A 23,884-nucleotide genomic window follows, 5' to 3' on the forward strand; every position below is an offset into this window, starting at 1 on the left:
AGACAAATATAAAGAGAATAAATTCTAATTCATACATTTGTATTCCAAAACAATAAAATAAAATGAGGAATTTTGCAGCTATAGACTTTGAAACAGCCAACGGCAAACGTACCAGTGTATGCAGTGTGGGAGTTGTCATTGTAAGGGAAGGGAAAATAACGAATAAAATCTATCGCCTGATCCGTCCCCGCCCTAATTATTATACTCAATGGACAACAGCTGTCCATGGCTTAACTTATGACGACACGATGGAAGCTGATGAATTTCCGGAAGTATGGGCGGAAATCAAACCGTTGATAGACGGTCTGCCACTTGTAGCGCACAACAGTCCTTTTGACGAAGGTTGCCTTCGGGCAGTTCACGAACTGTGGGAGATGACTTACCCTAATTACAAGTTTCACTGCACATGCCGCGCTTCGAGAAAGGTATTCGGAAAAGAATTACCCAATCATCAATTACATACGGTAGCTGCCCGGTGCGGATATGACTTAACGAACCATCATCACGCACTTGCCGATGCAGAAGCTTGCGCACAAATAGCTTTGCATATTATTCCCGAACCGGATAATACGATATCGGCCTCCATGCTTAGCTTTGGTCAAACGAAGTGAGATACCCTCTAACCGTAAAATAGATATAAGGAGTCTGCGTTTCTATTCTACTCTCATATACGCCTTCGAAATGATTAATAATCATGCGATTTATCTCATTGCGGATAATCATATCTTGCGATAAGCCCTGACTGGCCAGTAATGTGCCATGTACTTTAATCATCAATTCCGTCTCCTCTCCGTTTACCTCTATAGAAACTTGTAGTTCTTTCCCCGGAATGACAATAGCAAACAAATTATTGAAAACATTCAGCAATCGTGTACCATCGATGTGCGACCAGAATAAAACTGACTGCGGACACACTATATTTATTTTTCTTCCAGACTCAATTGAATTTCCTGCTACGACATCCTGAATCAGAGAAAACACTTCGACATCACTCAACACAAAACGCATCATACCCGCTTCCAAACGTGAGAGATCCAGAATATCATTAATCAACCGCATCAGATCCGACGAAGTTTTATTTATAACTTCGGAGATTGCAACGCGCTGTTTATCCTCAATCTGCTGCTCTGAAACTAAAAACAAGGAACTCTCAACCACCATGTCCAAAGGTTGGCTGATAGAAGTACTGATATTGGATAAAAAACGCTCTTTTGCAGAGTTGGCAAGCTCAACTTCGTATGCCATTTTACGCATTTCAGCTTCATCATGTTCCAGTTTTCTACGAGCACGATAGGTATAAATGATAAAAACCGTAATCGTAATAATAGAGACAACTAAAAAAGATATTATTATTACCTGAAGATAACGATAATTGCGGTCTTTTTCCTGTTGCAACAAATAAACGTCATGGATACTCTTGACTTGCTCTGTTTGCGTATTCAAAAGCTCTATTTGCAAAGAATCACGTCTTTTCTTTGCCACTTTTAACAAATCAAGCGCTTCTGCATCACGCCCCATCAAATGTAAGATTTCCGCACGCTCTTCAAATGCCGTATTATAATTTAAAGCCGATACAGGATGGAACAACCTCATCAACGTATCGACCTGTGCCAATGCTTTCTCATACTGTCCGGATTTTCGCAGATAATCACTGCTCGCCCGCGCATAATATTCCCGATACAAGGCAGCTTCCGGTAACATATGATAAGTATTGTCAGCCAATTGATAGTAATATTTCGCCATATCGATGTCCCCAACCGTTGTATAATACGCCATATAGTGAATATACATCATAAGGATGCAACTTGGCAATGAGAAGTTCACTTTTGAATGACGTATGCTCTCATTTATACAGCTTTCTTCCAGCTTGATATATTTAAGCCATTTAGGATAATCTTTTATCTTTTGAACGACCTCTGTCACAGAATGGATTATTTCAAGTGTTAATGCAGGATTACCAATTTTACAAGAAAGGGCATAAGCCTTCTCGTATGCAGCCAACGCTTCTTCATCCCGGTATGTGACAATATATGCGTTTCCCAAAGATTGAATAGCAACAACCATCCCTATCACACTACCAGCTTTTTCTGCTTCGTACAATAATAACTTGGATTCACGTTCTTCTTTCTCATATTCACCACTCAATTGAAAGAAGTCTATCACACACCTTTTACCCTGAAACTGTAAATCATAATAGTTATTTTTCCTCGTTAAAGGTTCAAGGAGGGAGAACCAATAATGCAATGCCGGGGCATCCAAAGAATTATATGCCATAAATATCCGGTTCAGATAAACCTGACATTTAAAAAAATCGTTTTTTTGCTTATCCGCCTCCTTTATTAACTGATCAAGATAATAAACCCGAACCAATGGCTGATATTTTGTAACCACTGATAACTCATACAAAATATTAAGACGGGTAGTATCACCGGGAGATTCCGCCAATTCACGTAATAACTCTTTCTTCCTCTCTTCCTGCGCCCTGACACCTAAAGAAAGAAACAAAAACACGACAAGTAATATATAGAGTAAACGTTTCATAAAGTCTGGTTATTAGATAATGGTAACGGATGAGTGAAAACAAATCTTGCTCCCATTGTATAGGTGGGGTCAATCCATATTCTCCCTGCAAAATGTTCGACAATCAACTGACAGATAGACAGTCCCAGACCAGCTCCTGATACTCCTTCATGCAATTTTTCAAAACGTCCGAATATATTAGGTTGCTTTTCCAGCGGTATGCCACATCCTGTATCTTCGACCATAAAAACAGCTTCTTGCTTTTCTGTATCTACTGCTAGTCTTAATATAATATTCCCTTCTTTTGTAAACTTAGTAGCATTAATCAATAAATTAATCAGTACTTGTTGCAGACGCCCGCTATCTGTATATAATGACAACTCATCTACAGAAGAACAGAACTGGATAACAGCAGAAGTTTGCTTGACCTTATCTACTGTGTCAACAACCATACGGCAAATATTTACCACATTATAGGTATTGCAAGTATATCTTATTTCGTTAATATTCAACTCCGACAAATCCATTACATCCTTAATGAGTTTCAGCAAAAGATCTGCATTTTGCTGAATACTTGCACCACACTGGCGTTTCGTGTCCGCATCCATGTCTTCGCAGTTTACCAAAATCCCAGAAAAACCGACAATAGCATTCAAAGGAGTTCGTAATTCATGACTCATATTAGAAAGAAACATACTCTTCGATTGAATAGAGCGAGTGGTTTCTTCACGAACCACTTGCAACTTATTACGGGAAACGATCAATACCTTATTTTTTCGCCAAACCATATAAAAGATAGCAATACCACCCAACAGAATTATGGTACAACAAATGATAGTCCATTTATACAATGAACTGTACACCGATTTATTTTCACTTTTCAGCTGGTCCACTAGATAAGTAGTATGAAGATGTTCAATCTGACGTGTATAACGTTGCATATCCAATGACTTAGTCAATTTCCTGACTTCGACATACATATCACAAGCCTCGGTTATATTTTGCATTTTTTCAAGGAACCCTGCTTTATCAACCATAGCATTCCGGTATTCATTCAAATTACCGTTCTTTCTTATCTCAACCAAATTAGAATCAACGAAAGCCAATGCATTTTCATAATCCTGCTCCAACTCATTATATTTGAACTTCACCCAATAATACCAACGCTTATATAATGGATTTGTATCTTTCATCAAATCCAAACGGACCAAAAGTTCCAAAGCTTTCGCTGCATTCTTCACCCCAATCTGATAAAGGGTTTCATAACATAGCGCATAATAATCATAATACTCATTTGCCACAATCAAACGATGGTGCAATTTTGAAAGTTTGTCTAAATAAGTATGCATAGCAGGCATATCTCCCAACAGGTAAGAGACATGAATTATCTGTAAATATAACCTCACAGGAATTGGGTCCGATTCTCGAAAATCCAGCCGGTTCTCTGCCTCAACAAAAGTGTCAAAGGCCTGTTTCAGCTGATCCAAATTCAGATATGTACCACCTATTGCCTGAAGTGACAATACTATTCCTATAGCCGAATTCATTTTTTGCGCATGCTCATACATCAGCTTCGCTTCATTAGTGGCAACTCCTATATCCCCTTTGAGGCAATAAGAATTCACCTTGATCTGGCCTATTCTGAAATAGTTTTCAAAATCTTCGGCTTCAAATGCTTCTGACTCAAGTCGAGTGGATAAACGGACAATGCTGTCTTCCGGAATTACGCTACTTAAAATAAAATTCTTACCGGACAATTGATAAAGAAGTTCTAACTCTGACGGGTATTCCATGGCATAAGCAGCTATACTTCCCGAAATAAATAATAATAGAGTCAGCATTGATTGTTTTATCATCTGTTTCTTTTGTTAGTGTGGTACAAGGGACAAATATAGCTAAAAAAGAGACATATACAATTTACACAAATAAAAAATAACCCTCATCCAGCATAATAAGTTGCTGACATGAGGGTTATTCAACTATAAAAAGGTATTCTACTTATAGAATAGATTTTGCAATACCCATTTCCAATCCACGAAGTTCTGCCAATCCGCGAAGACGGCCCAGACAAGAATATCCCGGATTGGTTTTCTTCTTCAAGTCATCAATCATCTGATGACCGTGGTCAGGACGCATAGCGATAGAGCATTTGCGACGTTGTTGCAAAAGAATAAGAGCTTTCATTACACTGTACATATCTACATTCCCTTCCAGATGATTGGCTTCGTAGAAGTTTCCTTCTTCGTCACGCTGCGTACTACGCAAATGTACGAAGTTGACACGGTCACCGAAACGTTCCATCATACCGGCAAGGTCATTGTCAGCACGTACACCGAAAGAGCCTGTACACAAGCAAAGGCCGTTAGATTCATTAGGTACGGCTTCAATCAATTTTCTGAAATCTTCTTCCGTACTCAAAATGCGTGGCAAGCCCAAGATAGTATAAGGAGGATCGTCCGGATGAATCACTAGTTTTACTCCTACTTCATCGGCAACAGGAGCTATTTCTTTCAAGAAGAAAATCAAGTTGGAACGAAGCTTCTCGGCATCGATATCATTATAACGGTCCAATGCCTCCTGGAATTGTTCTACAGTAAAGCTTTCTTCCGATCCCGGAAGTCCGGCAATCATGTTACGAACCAACAATTTCTTGTCGTCTTCGCTCATTTGCTCGAAACGGGCTTTCGCTTTGGCAATTTCTTCCGGAGTGTAATCTTTTTCAGCATTCGGACGTTTCAAGATGAAAAGGTCGAAAGCTACAAAAGCTGCCTTTTCAAAACGGAGTGCTTTAGAGCCATCCGGCATTGTATAGGCAAGGTCTGTACGGGTCCAGTCCAATACAGGCATGAAGTTATAAGTAACTACCATTACGCCACACTTCGCCAGATTACGGATGCTTTCCTTATAGTTTTCAATATATTTCATGAAGTCACCCGTCTGCGTCTTGATATGTTCGTGTACAGGTACACTTTCTACCACAGACCATGTCAGACCCACTTCCTCAATCATTTGCTTACGCTTCATGATCTCTTCTACTGTCCACACTTCACCATTTGGAATGTGATGAAGAGCATTTACTATACCTGTAGCGCCTGCCTGCTTAATATCCCACAAGCTAACCGGGTCGTTAGGACCATACCAGCGCCAAGTTTGTTCACATAAATACATAATGATAAGTATTAAGTATAAAGTATTAATTATTAAATTGAGAATGCATCAAATCCACCGTCGATAACAGCTACTGTACCTGTTACGAAGTTAGAAGCATCGCTAATCAGATAATGGATTGTTCCATAAAGGTCTTCCGGTTCACCGAAACGGTTGAATGGAGTATGAGCGAGAATGGTCTTTGAACGGTCAGTCAGAGAACCATCCGGATTAGTCAATAGCGTACGGTTCTGATCGGTCAGGAAGAATCCCGGAGCGATGGCATTTACACGCAGACCGTTACCGAATTTCAAAGCCAGTTCACCGGCCATATATTTAGTAAAGTTGGCAATGGCCGCTTTTGCCGCACCATAACCTACCACACGGGTCAATGGACGAAGAGCCGATTCTGAACAGAAGTTTACAATAGAACCTTTCTTCTGTTCCACCATAATTTCTGCAAATACCATTGTAGGCAATACTGTACCGAAAAGGTTCAGATCCACCACTTTCTTGAATGCATCAATCTGCAAATCGAAGAAAGTCTTATCCGGAGCGATAGTTGCACCTGCCATGTTACCTCCGGCAGCGTTCAATAATACATCAATACGGCCATAAGCCTTCATGATTTCTATCTTGTTACCTTCCAGCACTTCCTTATCCATCACATCCGTGTAAAGGAACATGGCTTCATTTCCTTCGGCTTTGATACTGTCTACCAATGCTTTTCCTGCCTCTTCACTCCTGTCGAGCACAACCACTTTTGCACCTTCCTTTGCGAGATACGCAGCAATACCCTTACCTAAAATACCAGCTCCACCGGTAATAACAACTACTTTGCCTTTTACGTTAAATAATTCATTCATGGTTCTTACAAATTTATATGTTTATAATTTATTGTTCAGATAATATTTCAGATTCTCTTTAAGGAGAATATCGATAGGCATCAAATTCACCTTTTCACTGTTCTGTTTGAATAACAGATGATTGCACAATGATTTAACACCCTCATATCCCTGACGCTCCGGACGCTGTGCAATCAATGCGGTTATCACACCTTCGGAAAGTAACTGTGTATTTCTCCCGATAAGGTCATAACCAACCAGTTTGACAGACTGCATTCCTCTCGCTTTCAGATAATTCCCTAAGATATAGCAAGTTGAATTAAAAATAACAGCCCCATTTATGTTTGGATTAGCTTCAAAGATTTCATCCAGCTTCATGAAGTTATACACTGAATCATTTATTTTCAATTCCACTTCGTGCAGATTTCCATTGAATCCTGTTTGCGTGAGATAATGGCAAAAACCTTCCCGCCTGTTCTTTCCCTGATTAGAGTCATTCTTCCCACTATGAATAATTCGCGCCATCAATATATCGGAAGACGAAGAAAGCCGGTCCATCAATAATCTGGCAGCAATCACTCCGGCATCATAAGACTCCGTTCCGAAATAAGCCAGTTGATGTTGCCCTCCAATGTTGGAGTCAACATATACATAAGGTATTTCATTCCTGTCAAGTTCCTGCGAAAGCCGGATAACAGAATCCGTAAACAGAGTCGCAATCAGTACCCCATCCACTTTCTCATGCAGCAGATTGCGGATGATATCATCAAAAGTCTTGTTATTATATTGATCGAAAAAGAGTTTGGTAATGGTGATGTTATACGATTCCATTTCCGACGCCGCTTTATCTATACCTTCGGAAATAGCTTCCCAATACTCTCCCTGAACAAAAGAAGGAGTAATTGCAAGGAGATGATATTGCTTTTTGGAGGCTGCCAATGAACGTGCCATTAGATTGGGCTGGTAATGTACCATTTCCAAAATCGCCTGTACCTTTTTCCTATTTTCTTCAGATACCCTTCCACGATTATGGATGACACGATCTACCGTGCCAACAGAGACACCTGCCATCTTGGCAATGTCTACAATCCGAATATTTGAAAACTCTTTATCCATCTATTGATAAGTATCTTGTTTTTCATCGGCAAAAGTAAAATGAATTATTGAATTAAGCAATAGTGTGTGCGCACACACATAATACACAACAAAGAATATATTATTAATAATCAACAATTTAACTACAACATTCAGGAAGTATACATGTTGTTAAACATAAGAAAAAGTAAAGATAGTATAGAGAAAAAAGCACTTATCAGATGAGAAATCAGAAAAAAAGTAGCTTTTTATTCTTGAAGGAAGTGAAAATAATGGGGAATATACACCAATATGTGTTCGAGCACACATTATTCAGATAATGACTGATGAGGCTAGAAATAAAAGATTATACATATATAAAACAAAACAGGTAACCGATTCTATTTAAAACGATTACCCGTTTTGGAGGGCTTATTTCCCCCACTTATCTTTTGCTTTTCCGGCCACTTTATCGGCTTCTTCCGCTACTTTATCAGCAATTTCCGCACCGGTTTCTACTGCTTTAAGTCCAAGATCCACTGCTTTTCTTTCAGCATGAGCAGCAGCTATTTCAGCATCACGACCTATGCGATGGATAGCATTATAAATTTCACTTTCTAATTGTTTTGCTTTTGCTGTACGTGAAAGACGATAAGCTACTGCGCCGAGGATTGACCCAATTCCAAGTCCAATCCAGAAATTCCCATGTCTACATTCCATAATTAAGTTCTGTTTTTAGGATTAAAAATAAATTATATATCTATTTAGATTTCGAGAATAAGGAAGCAATCCACAATACAAGGATAGCTCCTACGGTGGAAGTTATCAAACTTCCGATCAGTCCTGAAGCTGCCAGTCCGAAAAGGGCAAATACCCAACCGCCCAGTACACCTCCAAGAATACCAAGTAATAAGTTTATAACAAGACCAAAACCTCCGCCGCGCATTATTTTACCTGCGAGGAATCCAGCCACAATACCAATAATGATATACCAAATAAAGCTCATATAATCCTCCTTTTTTATTTAACAACAGTGGGTATGAAGAATAGTTCAATAACACAAAACCGAATTAACGACTATTTACAATCCTTAGTCTTAGAGAAACGGGAAGTTTACGTACCTTTGCAGCCAATTTTTCAGGAACACTTCAAAAGTAAATAGGTATTATGGTACAGAATCAGGAACAACCCGTAGGAAAAATTACATTTTCCATTTTGATTGCATTGAGTCTTTCGCATTGCCTCAACGATCTCTTACAGTCGGTGCTATCAGCATCTTATCCTTTATTCAAAGATGATTTAGGACTTAGTTTCGCGCAAATCGGACTTATCACACTAGTTTATCAACTTTCCGCTTCAGTTTTTCAACCGATTACCGGAATTTTCTTTGATAAGCATCCCGTCGCATGGTCATTGCCTATCGGAATGAGCTTTACACTGATTGGTTTGATAAACTTAGCATTCTCTGATAATCTATACTGGATATTAGCCTCCGTATTCTTAATCGGAATTGGCTCTTCCGTACTGCATCCGGAAGCCTCCCGTATCACGTTCCTTGCTTCCGGCGGAAAACGTGGACTGGCACAATCACTCTTTCAGGTAGGTGGTAACTTCGGAGGTTCATTAGGTCCTTTGTTGGTTGCCCTGTTGGTGGCTCCTTATGGCAGGCAACATCTCATCGTTTTTGCATTTGTGGCCTTAGCTGCTATCGGAGTGATGTACCCCATTTGCAAATGGTATAAATCATATCTAAACCGGATGAAAGCACAGACTGTCAGTATCAGAAAACCTGTTCATCTTCCTTTGCCTATGGATAAAACGGCCCTTTCAATCGCGATATTGCTGATCCTGATTTTCTCCAAATATATCTATATGGCGAGTCTCACGAGTTATTATACTTTCTACTTGATTCATAAATTCAATGTAAGCGTACAAGATTCGCAGCTATATTTATTTATCTTCCTGGTAGCTACTGCTATCGGAACATTAATTGGCGGACCGGTAGGTGACCGAATTGGACGTAAATACGTGATTTGGGCTTCTATTTTAGGAGCTGCCCCATTCAGTTTACTAATGCCACATGCCAATCTGCTGTGGACTATTATCCTTAGCTTCTGTGTGGGATTGATGCTTTCTTCCGCTTTTCCTGCCATATTGCTTTATGCACAGGAGTTGCTTCCTACCAAACTTGGATTGATATCCGGTTTGTTCTTTGGATTTGCTTTCGGAGTGGCCGGTGTAGCATCTGCCGTACTTGGCAATTTAGCGGATAAAACGAGCATTGAATATGTATATAACATCTGTGCTTATATGCCGCTACTGGGATTAGTCACGTTCTTTTTGCCTAATTTGAAGAAGAAAAAGATTGGATAGAAATCTATATAAATAAAATCGCCCTGCTATAATGATTATAGTGGGGCGATTTATATTATTTATAATCTGAACTCGTCTTCACATTTTTAGCTTCAATATCTACTTGATTGCCCTTCATAGATACGTTTCACAGAAGTGACATTGGGATATGTTTTATTATATATTTTCGTTACATCTTCTACTAACCAACAATACAGTGGGCCAAGAGCGCGAGTAGCATCATCTTCTGATGGAGTTTTTTCCGGAGAGGTGAAATAAAGCACATGGTCTATATCATTATAATTCACATAAATAAAAGAAGTAAATGTCTTTTCATCCGTTTGCCTTATCTCTCTGGTAAAAGAAGCAGTAATAATGTTAGATATATCATCCTTTGAAGGAATTACAGTAAGCGTACCACTATCTTTTGTATCATAAATAAATTTAATTCCGCCAGTTACATGCATATCCGAGCTTGCAATAACTTGATTTTCTAAATCTACTTTCTCATCACCCTCAAGTCCTTCGACTTTTACACTTACTTTCTTTGTAGTAAACGATTTCGTACCTTTGATTATCTTTACATCAATTTTAGCAGTCAGTCCATTCGCATCTTTCACTACAAGAAATGTTGTTCCCAATTGAACGGGAGCTATCATCACATAACCATATTCTTCCTGAATCTTAGCTTTTGCTATCTCTTCATCACCAGTTTCTACAGTATAAGGAGCTACCCCACCTGTCATTCCTACAGCAGCACCATCAGTTATCTCCATTACTATATCACTAATAGGTTGATCTGGGAAATAAATATCATCTATTTCATAAAGAAAGAAACGTTCATCATCGTTATCACAGGATACTAATCCTAAGCCAATGAACAACAATAAAAATAAAAGTCTAGTTTTCATACTTTAATTTGTTAATTTGTGAGTGTGAGTAATAATTATCCTACAAAAATACTAATATTCACCATACGGTATTCCAATAAGTCACTATATTATTTATTCTAATTATTAACGAAGTCTTCCTTTAGCCTCATGTTCTAAAGTTTTGGGATTACGACGAGTATCCCAAAGGGCGATAATAAAAACACGATCACTCATAACTGCATACACAAGTTTGCATAGTCTATCAACAGGAATAGAGCGTAATTCCATCTCTTCAAAATCCTCCAGCAAAGGCTCTACTTTTCCAAGAAATGGAAACTCACATAAATTCCGAATAACATGTACAACTTGTTGTCTGAAAAGGCGAGCCTCTTTCATCGAAAACTGGGTTTCAATATAACAAAGGATGACCTCTAAGTCATCCAATGCCTCGTAATCCCATACTATTTCCATCGTTCCGTACGCTTCAACATCTCATCCTGCGAAGCATATTCTCCTTGTTTATAGCGTACTAAAGCACTTTCTGCACGTTTCTTTATACATTCTATTTCATCTTTGCAGGGAGATTCCGCTTCCTGCTCTTTACGCGCAACACGCGATTTGCGACGCAAAGCTTTTAAGGCTTTTAAAGCTTCAGCCGTTAGATCATCATCAGCAATAATAGCAGCCACCTCTTTAAGAAGTGAAGCCCTAAGTTCCATTGTAGACATATTAATTATCTCCTTTCTTTATTATACAAAGTTACAATAAAACAGTTACATAACCTACGAAACTCTATTCTATTAACATACTTAACAGAAGAAAGAAAACGACCGGTATGCATCGTCACGACGTATACCGGTCTACAAGTTAAGGTCAAAGTCAAAAAATTAAGAGAGCTATTTTATATGTTAGGGTTAGCGTTTATTTCTTTCTGGGGGATAGCATACAAATAATAGGTGCTATTTACTGTAAACGGTTTACCGTTCGGGAAGTTAAGGAACCAATGTCCCAGAGGATTTCGTTTTTCAAAGCTACCACCCTCCTGCCAGCAATCGACTTCTGTCTTCTGCATTTCATCAGATAAAGCAGTACGTACTACGGAACCCTGTGTACGGAGTACATCTGTAATACCGAATCCCTCTCCCCAAAGTTCGCGGCGGCGTTCCATCAGAATCTCATTAAGAACATCTTCCTGCGATTTCCCTGTCACGTCATAATCTCCCACTCCACGGGCATTGCGCAACGTATTCAACGGAATGACAGCCTGATTCAAAGCCACTCCATCACGAACTTTCGCCTCCGCTTCTATCAAATACATTTCAGAAGCACGCATCAAGACCAGATCAGCTGTGTCGTCTGCACGCATGTGGAATTTCTTATATCCCAGATACCCTTCACGCATCCACTGAAACAAAGGCAGACGAATGTCACCTTCGGTAAAGGTATCTTTTAGATGAGGATCGGCCATAAAACTACTATAAGCTCCGACGTATGTTGCATCCAGATAATAAAAGTTGTAGCTGGCATCCGACTGGGAAGGTATTTGAGGGAATCCCCATATCCATTCTTTATTGGAAATATTATTAAAGCCTTCATACTCGGCCGTAGTTGTCATCAACGCATATCCTGTACGTGCAGCTTCAGCTGCTTTCGCTGCTTCTTCCCACTGCCCTGTCAACAGATAAGCACGAGCCAAGAGGCCATCCACTACGGCAACATTCGGTTTGAATTTCTGATTATCACCACTCCGGACATAGTTCTTCAAATAATCCTGTGCCAGATTCAGATCATCAAAAATACGCTGATAGACCTGTGCCACCGTTGATTTTCCTTTCGGAACTGTCGAACTATTACTCGGTTCGGTATATATAGGAACGCACGGAGCATCTTTATCTTTCAAGTAAGTAAATTGATAATGCTGTACCAAGTGTAAATAACAGAAAGCACGTAATGCCAATGCCTGTCCCTGCGCTTGCCGTAGTTCCTCCGAATCTCCCTGGATGGAAATGGCAGTATTACAGTTATCGATCGTTTTATATATCAGATACCAAGCAAACTCTGTTCTATTGTTTGAAGGCAACGCTATATCGTTAAACTGATACGAAGAGTTGAAACCGTATTTCGGACGGGAAACAACATCACTTGCCATCATGTCGTCCAGACACTGAAGTGCCCGATAACCGATATTGGCATAGGTACTTGAATAATCAAACAGATTATACCAGGCACCATTCACAAGTGCCTCCGCATTTTCGGGCACAGGTACTTTTTCTGAACTTACCGCATCCGTTGGGTCCGTATCCAAAAAACTGCTGCTACAACTCGTTGCCAGGAAAAGTCCGGCAACTGCGGCAAGAATGGATTTAATTTTTATTTTTCTCATAATTTAGTCTGAATTTAGAAAGAAACGTTGATACCTCCGGAGATGGTTCGCATAGCCGGATAGCGGTAATAAGTGATACCGGTAATTCCCTGTTCAGGGTCTAGTCCCTGATTCCGGTGAATGGTAAACAGATTATCTCCTTGTACATATACCTGCACACTGCTCAATGCTAACTTACTAATCCATTGTTTGGGTAAGTTATAGGAAAGAGTCAGGTTTTTCAATCGCATATACGAATTATTCTGCAAGAAACGGGTAGAAGCCGAGTTCCAGTTATTAGTGGTAGTACTCAAAGCAGGAACATCTGTATAACGATTGTCGGGAGTCCATCTTTTTAGAATCTCCGTCGACCAGTCGCGTCCTTCCAGACTTCCGTTGTGCAAAATCATTGTAATATCACGATTGTAGATATATCCACCGATACTATATGCAAAGGTGGCAGAAAGATCAAATCCTTTCCAGGAAAGAGAGGTATTGAATCCACCATACACCTTCGGAAGAGACGATTTATTGACGTAATAATAGTCAGCCGAACCGTAATCGTTTGTTGTGACACGTTTTCCGGTCGGATTGTGATTTTCATCTTCTTCATCCATATACCACAACGGATCTCCGTTCTCCGGATCTACTCCCGCCCACTCTATCATATAGAAATCATAAACAGAACGGCCTACCTGCAACTTGTTCACTCCACTTTGCGGCATATCTTTCAAAGGAAGATCCGTCACCTTATTCTTATAATGTGTCAGATTCATCCCCAGTTTCCATACCCAACCATTCTGATTGATAATCGTTCCGTTCAACACCATTTCTATACCTGTATTCTTCAAGGCTCCTACATTCTCGTCAATAGAACCATATCCCAGGGAAGGAGCTATCGGACGTGAGTAAAGCAAATCTTTCGAACGACGGGTAAAGAAGTCAAACGAACCGGAAAAACGGTTATTGAACAGGGAGAAGTCGATACCTACATTAAAGTTGAGGTTCGTTTCCCATTTCAGGTTCGGGGTCGCCATACGATCGGACACTAACGCATTTTCTCCCAGATTGGAAACAATGGTATAAAGTCCTTTACTCGCATAATACGTACCCAGGTTATCGTTTCCTTGTGCACCATAGCTCATTTTCAAAGTTAAGGCAGACAACCAGTCGGAAGTGCTTGCCATAAACTCTTCCCGGTCGATACGCCAGGAAGTACCCAGCGACCAGAAATTTCCCCAGCGGGTTTCGGGCGCAAAACGTGAAGAACCGTCGCGACGATAAGATGCCGAGAAGAAATATTTATTCTGATAATCATATAACGCTTGAGTCAGATAACCCACCAATGCATAGTCGATACGATATCCCGAACCTCCGGTCAGCTGTGAGCCGACTACCAATTCCGGCATATCAGGCTGTGCCATCTTAGAACGTGATGCTGTCAGTTCATCGTAACGGTAAGAATAGGCTTCCACACCGGCAAGGACATTAAAATGATGTTCACCGATTGTCTTGTCATACGTAGCGATATTATTCCACGTCCAGGAGAAAGTACGGGTATTCATCCGGCTGACGCCGCCTCCGTTTTCTTTAGCCGGACCTAACTTCGGGTTCGTATAATCCAACGTATTATAATTGATCAAGTCGAAGTTGAAACTTGTCTTGAATTTCAGTCCTTCAATAATTGTAGCTTCCAGAAAAGTACGGCCGGAGACTTCATCTTTCATTCGTTCCGATTTATCCAAAGGCAAAGTAGCCGGAAGGTTCCAGTTTGCCATCGAACCGGAAGGACGATAGGAACCGAAGTCATAAATACGGTCTCCACTCTCATCCAATTTGTAGCTACCATCCGTATTCATTTCATAAATGGGATAAAATCCCGGCATGGTACGTCCTGCGGTAATCACATTACTGGTTTTGGAGTCGGACGAAACCGGATAATTCTGCATGGAATGTGCGAAACTCAAGTTGACACCTCCCTTCAACCAGGAAGTCATCTCGCTGGTGATATTGGAACGAAGATTAAAACGCTGGTAACCGGATTCGAGTGCAATACCTTTATCATTCAGGTATCCGGCAGAAAAGAAATACTGATTCGCTTTTCCACCTCCGGAAACACTTAGATTTAACTCTGTGCGAAGTGCCTGTTGCTCCATGGCGTCACTCCAGTCAGAATTCCATAACGGACGGGCGCCTGCCACCAGCTTTCCATCTGTACCGACCGGTTGCGCATATTGAGGGCCATAGGGGTTCGGACCACCTCCCATCAATTTCGTTACCAAGTCTTTGGATGCTTGCGTCGCGGCAGTTGCCGGAGTATAATCCGCACTCTTAGCGTACTGATTGCGAAGTGCTTCCCAATATAATTCGAAGTATTGGTCGGTACTGACACGATCATAATCGCGTACGGCACGGTTGGAACCTCCTAACGAAGCTTTTACCTTTACTGTTGCTTTGGTATTCTGATCTCCCTGTTTGGTGGTGATAATAATCACACCGTTTGCACCACGGGAACCATACAAAGCAGCAGAGGCCGCATCTTTCAATACTGTCATCGAAGATATGTCATCCGGATTGATAGAGTTCACACTACCATCGAACGGGACACCGTCCACTACATAAAGCGGAGCGCTGGAAGCGTTGATAGATCCGATACCACGAATACGGATTTCCGCATCCGTACCCGGCTGGCCGCTTGCCGCACTCGCCTGTACTCCGGATACCGTACCCTCCAATACACGTGATATGCTGGAAGTCTGTAACTTTTCAATCTCACCTGCTTTCATCGTCGAAGCTGCTCCGGTAAAACTATACTTTTTAGCGGTAGCATAAGCTACTACCATTACTTCTTCCAGTTCCTTACTTTCCGATTCCAACGTAACATTAATCACACTCCGGTTATTCACCGGTTGTTCCACCGTTCTCATTCCTACAAAACGGAACACTAAAGTGCCGGTAGCAGGAGCTTCAATCGAATACTTTCCATCCATATCGGTAATGGTGCCGGAAGATGCTCCTTTCAATTGTACGGAGACACCAGGCAAAGGTTCTCCTTCAGAAGTCACCGTGCCTGTCACGCGTTTCTCCTGCTGTGCTTCCGCATATACTATATTTCCTGCAAAAAGCAGAAGAGACACGACTAATAAACGTAAATAGATTCTCATAATTTTGTGGCTTAAGATTTATTTGCTTGTTGTAACTAACAGTACATTGAACTTTTTTGTTTAGGAAACGAAACATTTTTTAGAGGATTGCTAGTATAAATCAACGAAAGGTAGTACATTCGTGAAACAAAAAATATCTATACCAACAAAGAACCACATGGGGAAACGGGTTATTCTATATCTTTTTCTGTTATTTTCACTGTCCTTACAGGCACAGACTGAAGAGAAAGTCTCTTTGGGCAACGATAGTACAGAAGTAGATTCCACAGCAACCGCCAAGCCAAGTGCTTTTAAAAGAGCGATCAAGAAGTTTATGAACTTCAGTGATTTCGATACACTCTATATCAGTCCTAACCGTTATAACTATGCGCTGATGGTTACTCATTTCAGTAACTTTGAGTATTATTCTATCACCAGTGAATTACCGCAGCCACAGAAACTTAGTTTTTCTCCCAACCCGCACAACAAGATAGGATTGTATTTCGGCTGGCGATGGATTTTCCTGGGATGGTCTGTAGATGTGAACGATATTTTCAAAAAAGGCACCCGAAAGAACAGGGGAACAGAGTTCGATCTTAGCTTATACAGTTCCAAATTAGGCGTGGATATCTTCTATCGCCGCACCGGTAATAATTACAAGATACACAAAATCAGAGGATTTTCAGACGATATACCCTCCAACTATTCCGAAGATTTCAGCGGAATAAAGGTAGATATCAAAGGACTGAACCTATATTATATCTTCAATAACCGTAAATTCTCCTACCCTGCCGCATTCAGTCAGTCCACCAATCAACGGCGCAATGCAGGTACATTTATTGCAGGTTTTTCCATTTCAAAGCATCATCTCGACTTCGATTATACAGCACTTCCGGGATTTATCCAGGAAGCGATGAATCCTGCCATGAAAGTCAAAGATATTAAATACACCAATGCCAACATCAGTTTCGGCTATGCCTATAATTGGGTCTTTGCCCGCAACTGCCTGGCGTGTCTGTCTCTCACTCCTGCCATTGCCTACAAAGCTTCCGATGTGGACGCAGAAACGAATGAGGCAAAAGCGTGGTACGGTAAATTCAATCTGGATTTTCTGCTTCGCGCAGGGATTGTCTACAACACCGGGAAATATTACATAGGTACTTCCTTTGTTGGAAAAAACTACAATTATCATCGTAACAATTTCTCTGTAGACAATGGATTCGGTACTCTCCAAATATATGCCGGATTCAACTTCAACACCCGCAAAGAATACAGGAAAAAGAAATAATACCACAGAAACTAGAAATCATCAACTTGTTTGCTAATCCAAAGAATCTTTGTACATTTGCCACGTTCTAACGAGCAAAAGTAAAAAATCAATGAAGCAACAACGCCACATACAGACCACACGCACTCTTCTTTCCCGCTTTCGCTACTGGGGAAGAAAGAACTATGCTGCCTTTGCAAGTATGGGACGCGAATTCCAGATCGGTCATCTGCATACCAATGTAGTGGACGTTGCTCTTCGTAAGCAGAATGCTGCACAAACTATCCCTTACCATACATTTATGACACTTCAAGAAATCAAAGACCAAGTGTTGGCGGGTATCGACATATCACCCGACCAAGCTGCTTGGCTAGCCAATATGGCTAACAGCGAGGCGCTTTATGCCGCCGCACATGAGATTACCGTCGCACGTGCTTCGCACGAGTTCGACATGTGTTCCATCATCAACGCCAAGTCCGGCCGATGTCCGGAAAACTGCAAATGGTGTGCACAATCCTCCCACTACCAAACCAAAGCCGAGATTTACGATCTCCTTCCCGCTGAAGAATGTCTTCGACAGGCCCAATACAATGAAGCCCAGGACGTCAACCGATTTTCCCTCGTTACCAGCGGACGAAAACCATCTCCCAAACAGATTACCCAACTTTGCGATACAGTCCACTATATGCGTCGACATTCGTCGATTCAACTTTGTGCTTCTCTAGGACTGCTCAATGAAGAGGAATTGCGCTCCCTGCATGAAGCCGGGATCACCCGTTATCACTGTAATCTGGAAACTGCCCCGTCTCATTTTTCCAAACTCTGCTCTACGCATACGCAAGAACAGAAACTGGCTACCCTCGATGCAGCCCGTCGTGTAGGTATGGATATTTGTTGCGGAGGTATCATCGGCATGGGAGAAACAATGGAACAACGGATTGAATTTGCTTTCACACTGGCAGAACTGAATGTTCAATCCATACCTATCAACCTGCTTAGCCCGATTCCGGGCACTCCACTGGAAAACGAGCAACCTTTAAGCGAAGAAGAAATACTTAAAACCATCGCACTCTTTCGTTTCATCAATCCGACCGCTTTTCTGCGTTTTGCCGGAGGACGTTCACAACTTTCTTCCGAAGCGATGCACAAGGCATTATATATCGGAATTAACTCGGCTATTGTAGGCGACCTATTGACAACACTCGGCTCCAAAGTATCGGAAGATAAAAAGATGATTCAGGAAGAAGGCTATCATTTCGCCGGTTCCCAATTTGATCGCGAACATATCTGGCATCCGTACACATCGACTACCGATCCGCTTCCTGTCTACAAAGTGAAACGGGCAGACGGTGTTACCATTACCCTCGAAGACGGACGAACGCTCATTGACGGAATGTCTTCCTGGTGGTGTGCAGTGCATGGATATAATCATCCGGCATTGAATCAGGCGGCAAAAGAACAATTAGATCAAATGTCCCATGTCATGTTCGGGGGATTGACGCACGATCCGGCCATTGAATTGGGGAAATTGTTATTGCCTTTGGTTCCTTCCTCCATGCAGAAAATATTCTATGCAGACTCCGGTTCGGTAGCCGTAGAGGTGGCATTGAAAATGGCTGTACAATATTGGTACGCAGCAGGAAAACCGGAAAAGAACAATTTCGTGACCATCCGTTCCGGCTATCACGGTGATACTTGGAATGCCATGTCTGTATGTGATCCGGTGACGGGTATGCACAGTCTTTTCGGTTCAGCATTGCCTGTACGTTATTTTGTTCCGTCCCCCACTTCCCGGTTTGACGGAGAATGGAATCCGGAAGATATACTACCTCTACAAGAGATGATTGAAAAACATTCAAAAGAGTTGGCGGCACTTATTCTGGAACCGGTGGTACAGGGAGCAGGCGGGATGTGGTTTTATCATCCGCAATATTTGCGCGAAGCAGAAAAGCTTTGCCGGAAACACGAGATTCTTCTTATCTTCGATGAAATAGCAACGGGATTCGGACGTACCGGCAAACTTTTTGCGTGGGAACACGCCGGAGTAGAACCGGATATCATGTGCATCGGCAAAGCACTGACCGGAGGATATATGACACTTTCTGCTGTATTGACCAGTAACCGGATAGCAGATACCATCTCCAACCACGCGCCGGGAGCTTTTATGCACGGACCTACATTTATGGGTAATCCACTCGCGTGTGCAGTGGCTTGCGCCTCCGTCCGCCTATTACTCGAATCCGGTTGGCAAGAGAATGTGAAGCGAATCGAAACCCAACTGAAAGAAGAACTGGCACCTGCACGGGGATTTCCGGAAGTGGCTGATGTACGAATACTCGGAGCTATCGGAGTCATTGAGATGAAGCGTCCGGTAAATATGGGCTATATGCAACGACGATTTGTGGAAGAAAAAATCTGGGTACGTCCTTTTGGCAAACTGGTATATCTGATGCCACCTTTCATCATCACTTCGGAACAATTAAGTAAACTGACTTCCGGGTTACTTAAAGTTATCCAAAAAAGATGACAGACAAGAAGAATATTACCGGATTTTCACCCAAGAATCTGTTCCTCGGTGAGCAAAAGGGTGTTCCTCGGTGAGGAACGGGCCTTTCCTCACCGAGGAAGGATGCCTTGGTCGGTGAGAAACTTTCAGCATAGTTCTTCTGATGATAAACATCTTATAGGCAACTAATTACACTTTCAATCATTCATATATCGAATACTGATTACTTAAAATAATAATTCATGACATTAGAGTATATAAACCAGGAACTACAGACCTTGAAAGAGAAAAAGAACTACCGTTCTCTCCCACCGCTAATCCACGAGGGTCGAGATGTTCTGCTGAACGGACAACGAATGTTGAACCTATCTTCTAATGATTATCTCGGACTGGCCAATGACATCTCATTGAGGGAGGAATTCTTAAAGACACTCACTCCCGAAACATTCCTGCCTACCTCCTCTTCTTCCCGGTTATTGACCGGTAATTTTAGTGACTATCAGAAGCTGGAACAACAGCTAGCCACCATGTTCGGAACGGAAAGTGCACTCATATTCAACAGTGGTTATCATGCCAATACAGGAATACTTCCTGCCATTTGCAATACTCATACACTGATTCTTGCTGACAAGCTAGTACATGCAAGCCTGATAGACGGAATTAAATTATCATCAGCTAAATGTATCCGGTATCGTCACAATGATATTTCCCAGTTGCAACGACTGATTGCTGAAAATCATAACGCTTATGAGCAGATTATTATTGTTACCGAAAGTATCTTCAGCATGGATGGCGATGAAGCTGATCTTCGCGCTCTCATTCTGCTCAAAAAGAGTTATTCCAATGTTCTTCTTTATGTAGATGAGGCTCATGCTTTTGGTGTACGAGGGGAAAAGGGATTAGGATGTGCTGAAGAACAGGACTGTATCAACGATATAGACTTTTTGGTAGGAACATTTGGAAAAGCCATTGCTTCGGCAGGAGCTTATATCGTCTGCCGGGAACTCATTCGGGAATATCTTATCAATAAAATGCGTACGTTTATATTCACCACTGCACTTCCTCCTATTAATATTCAATGGACTTCATGGGTGTTAGAACACCTTTCAGCTTTACAACATAAGAGGGCTCACCTGCTACAAATCAGCGAAAAGCTAAAGGTAACCCTTACAGCCAAAGGATATAATTGCCCATCGGTGAGCCATATTGTACCTATGATTATAGGAGCCAGTGAAGATACCATAATGAAAGCAGAAGAACTCCAACGCAAAGGATTCTATGCATTGCCCGTCCGTCCGCCTACCGTACCCGACGGAACCTCACGGATCCGCTTCTCACTGACAGCGGACATCACAGAACATGAAATTGACCAACTCATCAAACTGATAAACGAATGAAACAGCATTTTATCATAAAGAATAATCAGAAGCATCTATTGCTTTTCTTCGCCGGTTGGGGGATGGACGAAACTCCTTTCCTGACCATTCATCCTGTTGACAAGGACTGGATGATTTGCTATGACTACCGTTCATTAACATTTGATGTCGGTTTATTGGAAACCTATTCCCAGATTACACTCATCGCCTGGTCGATGGGAGTCTGGGCAGCTTCTCAACTCATAAAGCAGTATCCACATTTGCCTGTTTCCCAAAGTATCGCCATCAACGGTACCCTCTATCCCATACACGAAACCAAAGGTATTGCTCCCTCTATTTTCGATGGTACACTCCAAGGATTGAACGAACAAACCTTGCAGAAATTTCAAAGAAGGATGTGTGGTTCAATAGCTGACTATAAAGCTTTTCAAACCATATCCCCCCAGCGTCCGGTTGAAGAACTCAAAGAAGAGCTTGCCGCCATACAACAACAATATTTATCATTGTCTCCCTCTGATTTTAAATGGCAAAAAGCTATCATAGGAAAAGGCGACCGCATTTTCCTCCCGGATAACCAATATTTGGCATGGGAAAACCAAGTGGACTCTCTTGAACAAGTGGAAGCGGCACATTACCAACAGAAGCTTTTTAATACAATACTCATGTAGCCGGATACTGATGTGTTCATTATTGGTTCATATAATAATTTAGGCACGGATGACACGGATTAACACGGATTTTAGTGTTGTCGTTGCTGCAAAGCAACCGTGAAATCCGTGTAATCCGTGCCTAAAAGATGCTAGCAATTAATTAGTGACGTACAATTACCATCAGGAAATCAGCCTATTAAATAAATATTGATTATGAATAAACAACTAATCGCAGAACGTTTTTCAAAAGCTATCACTACCTATCCGAGGGAAGCAAACGTGCAACGGCAAATAGCAGATAAAATGATCCATCTGCTTACAGAACATATATCTTCTCCCTGCTCGAAGGTAATTGAATTTGGCTGCGGAACCGGTATTTACTCCCGTATGCTGCTCCAAACCCTCCGTCCGGAAGAGTTATTACTCAATGACCTTTGCCCCGATATGAAATATTGCTGCGAAGACTTATTAAAGAAAAAGCAAGTTTCTTTTCTTCCGGGAGATGCCGAGACAGTCTCTTTCCCCGCCGAAAGCACACTGATAACTTCCTGTTCGGCCCTGCAATGGTTCGAGTCACCGGAAAACTTCTTCGAAAGGTGTAATACCTTGCTCAATAATCAGGGTTATTTCGCTTTTAGCACTTTCGGAAAAGAAAACATGAAAGAAATACGCGAACTTACCGGCAACGGACTTCCTTATCGTTCACGGGAAGAGCTTGAAGCAGCTTTATCACCCCATTTTGACATACTGTATTCAGAAGAAGAGCTTATCCCGCTTTCGTTCAAAGACCCGATAAAAGTACTATATCACTTGAAGCAAACCGGAGTCAATGGTTTATCAACGCAATCCTCTACTGCCGGAAGACAAGAGAACGATTTGTGTTCATCAGACGACAATTCAAAAAATAATTCTAAGAACAATCTTCCCCAACAGCAGTGGACTCGTCGTGACTTGCAACTCTTCTGTGAACGTTACACGCAGGAATTTACTCAGGGCACTTCTGTGTCCTTAACATATCACCCTATTTATATCATCGCAAAAAAGAAAAAAGTATGAAACAGAATGTATATTTCGTAAGCGGTATCGATACAGATGCCGGAAAGAGTTATGCCACCGGCTTTCTAGCTCGTGAATGGAACAAGAACGGCCATCGCACCATCACCCAGAAATTTATTCAAACGGGAAATGTAGGTCATTCCGAAGATATTGACCTACACCGGCAAATCATGGGAATCCCTTTCACCAAAGAAGACCAAGAGGGACTAACCATGCCGGAGATTTTCTCTTATCCCGCCTCTCCGCATCTTGCTTCCCAACTGGATAACCGTCCCATCGACTTTGATAAAATAAAACGTGCAACTGAAGAATTGAGTGAACGGTATGACTCTGTTTTACTCGAAGGAGCAGGCGGCCTCATGGTTCCTCTCACTACCGAACTTTTGACCATTGATTACATCGCTCAAGAGAAATATCCGCTAATCTTTGTCACTTCGGGCAAACTAGGAAGCATCAATCACACCCTGCTTAGTCTCGAAGCAATACAAAAACGCGGCATTGTACTAGATACCGTATTATATAATTTATATCCTACGGTAGAAGACAAGACAATTCAGAATGATACTATGGAATTTATCCGGACCTGGCTGAAAAAGTCTTTTCCGGAAACGAAGTTTATACTGGTTCCGGAAATAAAAAAGAATCTATAGAAAAGCAATCACCAACTACTTTCACTCAACAACAATCGTACTCTTTTGTGGATTATGGCTATCA

The 23,884-nt window shown here is 41.5% G+C and carries 20 protein-coding genes; 8 read left to right on the plus strand and 12 right to left on the minus strand.

Going from position 1 to position 23,884, the window contains the following annotated elements:
- The first annotated feature begins 62 nt into the window (after positions 1 to 62).
- The gene (locus AB3G73_RS08025; RefSeq protein ID WP_234132888.1) at positions 63 to 611 is read left to right on the plus strand and encodes a 3'-5' exonuclease; all 549 of its coding nucleotides are present in this window, start codon (positions 63 to 65) and stop codon (positions 609 to 611) included.
- Here AB3G73_RS08025 and AB3G73_RS08030 read toward each other — a convergent pair.
- From AB3G73_RS08030 to AB3G73_RS08060, 7 genes are all read right to left on the minus strand, one after another.
- A complete protein-coding gene (locus tag AB3G73_RS08030) occupies positions 589 to 2,541 on the minus strand; it encodes a sensor histidine kinase (RefSeq protein ID WP_367744405.1) in 1,953 nt (650 codons plus the stop codon). The genes AB3G73_RS08025 and AB3G73_RS08030 overlap by 23 nt on opposite strands.
- Positions 2,538 to 4,376 (minus strand): sensor histidine kinase, encoded by a 1,839-nt coding sequence (locus AB3G73_RS08035; protein WP_367744409.1) that lies wholly within the window; start codon positions 4,374 to 4,376, stop codon positions 2,538 to 2,540. The genes AB3G73_RS08030 and AB3G73_RS08035 overlap by 4 nt, the downstream gene beginning before the upstream one ends.
- Before the next feature lie 142 nt (positions 4,377 to 4,518).
- Positions 4,519 to 5,688 carry a mannonate dehydratase gene (gene uxuA, locus AB3G73_RS08040; protein ID WP_148364903.1) on the minus strand — a complete coding sequence of 390 codons (1,170 nt, stop codon included), beginning with the start codon at positions 5,686 to 5,688 and terminating at the stop codon, positions 4,519 to 4,521.
- A gap of 32 nt (positions 5,689 to 5,720) precedes the next feature.
- A complete protein-coding gene (locus AB3G73_RS08045) occupies positions 5,721 to 6,533 on the minus strand; it encodes an SDR family oxidoreductase (protein ID WP_195649477.1) in 813 nt (270 codons plus the stop codon).
- A gap of 21 nt (positions 6,534 to 6,554) precedes the next feature.
- Entirely contained in the window at positions 6,555 to 7,628 is a 1,074-nt protein-coding gene (locus tag AB3G73_RS08050; protein WP_258981233.1) for a substrate-binding domain-containing protein, read from the minus strand.
- Between the two features lie 390 nt (positions 7,629 to 8,018).
- Positions 8,019 to 8,306 carry a YtxH domain-containing protein gene (locus tag AB3G73_RS08055; RefSeq protein ID WP_148364900.1) on the minus strand — a complete coding sequence of 96 codons (288 nt, stop codon included), beginning with the start codon at positions 8,304 to 8,306 and terminating at the stop codon, positions 8,019 to 8,021.
- 40 nt (positions 8,307 to 8,346) lie between these two features.
- Entirely contained in the window at positions 8,347 to 8,592 is a 246-nt protein-coding gene (locus tag AB3G73_RS08060; RefSeq protein ID WP_005678015.1) for a GlsB/YeaQ/YmgE family stress response membrane protein, read from the minus strand.
- A gap of 161 nt (positions 8,593 to 8,753) precedes the next feature.
- Between AB3G73_RS08060 and AB3G73_RS08065 the strand changes: the two genes are divergently transcribed.
- The gene (locus tag AB3G73_RS08065) at positions 8,754 to 9,959 is read left to right on the plus strand and encodes an MFS transporter (RefSeq protein ID WP_148364899.1); all 1,206 of its coding nucleotides are present in this window, start codon (positions 8,754 to 8,756) and stop codon (positions 9,957 to 9,959) included.
- Positions 9,960 to 10,051: 92 nt separating this feature from the next.
- Here AB3G73_RS08065 and AB3G73_RS08070 read toward each other — a convergent pair whose 3' ends face one another.
- From AB3G73_RS08070 to AB3G73_RS08090, 5 genes are all read right to left on the minus strand, one after another.
- Positions 10,052 to 10,849 (minus strand): hypothetical protein, encoded by a 798-nt coding sequence (locus tag AB3G73_RS08070; protein ID WP_148364898.1) that lies wholly within the window; start codon positions 10,847 to 10,849, stop codon positions 10,052 to 10,054.
- A 105-nt stretch (positions 10,850 to 10,954) separates the two neighbouring features.
- The gene (locus AB3G73_RS08075) at positions 10,955 to 11,281 is read right to left on the minus strand and encodes a type II toxin-antitoxin system RelE/ParE family toxin (protein ID WP_148364897.1); all 327 of its coding nucleotides are present in this window, start codon (positions 11,279 to 11,281) and stop codon (positions 10,955 to 10,957) included.
- Positions 11,272 to 11,529, minus strand: a complete 258-nt coding sequence (locus AB3G73_RS08080; RefSeq protein ID WP_122135901.1) for a hypothetical protein — start codon at positions 11,527 to 11,529, stop codon at positions 11,272 to 11,274. The genes AB3G73_RS08075 and AB3G73_RS08080 overlap by 10 nt, the downstream gene beginning before the upstream one ends.
- Before the next feature lie 182 nt (positions 11,530 to 11,711).
- Positions 11,712 to 13,193 (minus strand): RagB/SusD family nutrient uptake outer membrane protein, encoded by a 1,482-nt coding sequence (locus AB3G73_RS08085; RefSeq protein WP_234132883.1) that lies wholly within the window; start codon positions 13,191 to 13,193, stop codon positions 11,712 to 11,714.
- Positions 13,194 to 13,207: 14 nt separating this feature from the next.
- Positions 13,208 to 16,336: a SusC/RagA family TonB-linked outer membrane protein gene (locus AB3G73_RS08090; RefSeq protein WP_367744418.1), complete on the minus strand. Its 3,129-nt coding sequence runs from the start codon at positions 16,334 to 16,336 to the stop codon at positions 13,208 to 13,210.
- A 157-nt stretch (positions 16,337 to 16,493) separates the two neighbouring features.
- On the opposite strand from AB3G73_RS08090, the gene AB3G73_RS08095 reads away from it, so the two are divergent.
- The 6 genes from AB3G73_RS08095 (at position 16,494) to bioD (ending at position 23,820) form a co-directional block, all read left to right on the plus strand.
- Positions 16,494 to 17,603, plus strand: a complete 1,110-nt coding sequence (locus AB3G73_RS08095) for a DUF4421 domain-containing protein (RefSeq protein ID WP_148365016.1) — start codon at positions 16,494 to 16,496, stop codon at positions 17,601 to 17,603.
- A 91-nt stretch (positions 17,604 to 17,694) separates the two neighbouring features.
- Positions 17,695 to 20,109: an adenosylmethionine--8-amino-7-oxononanoate transaminase gene (gene bioA, locus AB3G73_RS08100; protein WP_367744420.1), complete on the plus strand. Its 2,415-nt coding sequence runs from the start codon at positions 17,695 to 17,697 to the stop codon at positions 20,107 to 20,109.
- 221 nt (positions 20,110 to 20,330) lie between these two features.
- Positions 20,331 to 21,485 carry an 8-amino-7-oxononanoate synthase gene (locus AB3G73_RS08105; RefSeq protein ID WP_195649475.1) on the plus strand — a complete coding sequence of 385 codons (1,155 nt, stop codon included), beginning with the start codon at positions 20,331 to 20,333 and terminating at the stop codon, positions 21,483 to 21,485.
- The gene (locus tag AB3G73_RS08110; protein ID WP_217721076.1) at positions 21,482 to 22,132 is read left to right on the plus strand and encodes a DUF452 family protein; all 651 of its coding nucleotides are present in this window, start codon (positions 21,482 to 21,484) and stop codon (positions 22,130 to 22,132) included. Before AB3G73_RS08105 ends, AB3G73_RS08110 begins: the two co-directional genes overlap by 4 nt.
- 195 nt (positions 22,133 to 22,327) lie before the next feature.
- Positions 22,328 to 23,170 carry a malonyl-ACP O-methyltransferase BioC gene (gene bioC / locus AB3G73_RS08115; RefSeq protein ID WP_195649473.1) on the plus strand — a complete coding sequence of 281 codons (843 nt, stop codon included), beginning with the start codon at positions 22,328 to 22,330 and terminating at the stop codon, positions 23,168 to 23,170.
- Positions 23,167 to 23,820, plus strand: a complete 654-nt coding sequence (bioD, locus tag AB3G73_RS08120) for a dethiobiotin synthase (RefSeq protein ID WP_367744423.1) — start codon at positions 23,167 to 23,169, stop codon at positions 23,818 to 23,820. The genes bioC and bioD overlap by 4 nt, the downstream gene beginning before the upstream one ends.
- The last annotated feature ends 64 nt before the right edge of the window (positions 23,821 to 23,884 follow it).

Source organism: Bacteroides sp. L008 (genome assembly GCF_040812255.1).
GTDB classification, from domain to species: Bacteria; Bacteroidota; Bacteroidia; order Bacteroidales; family Bacteroidaceae; genus Bacteroides; species Bacteroides vicugnae.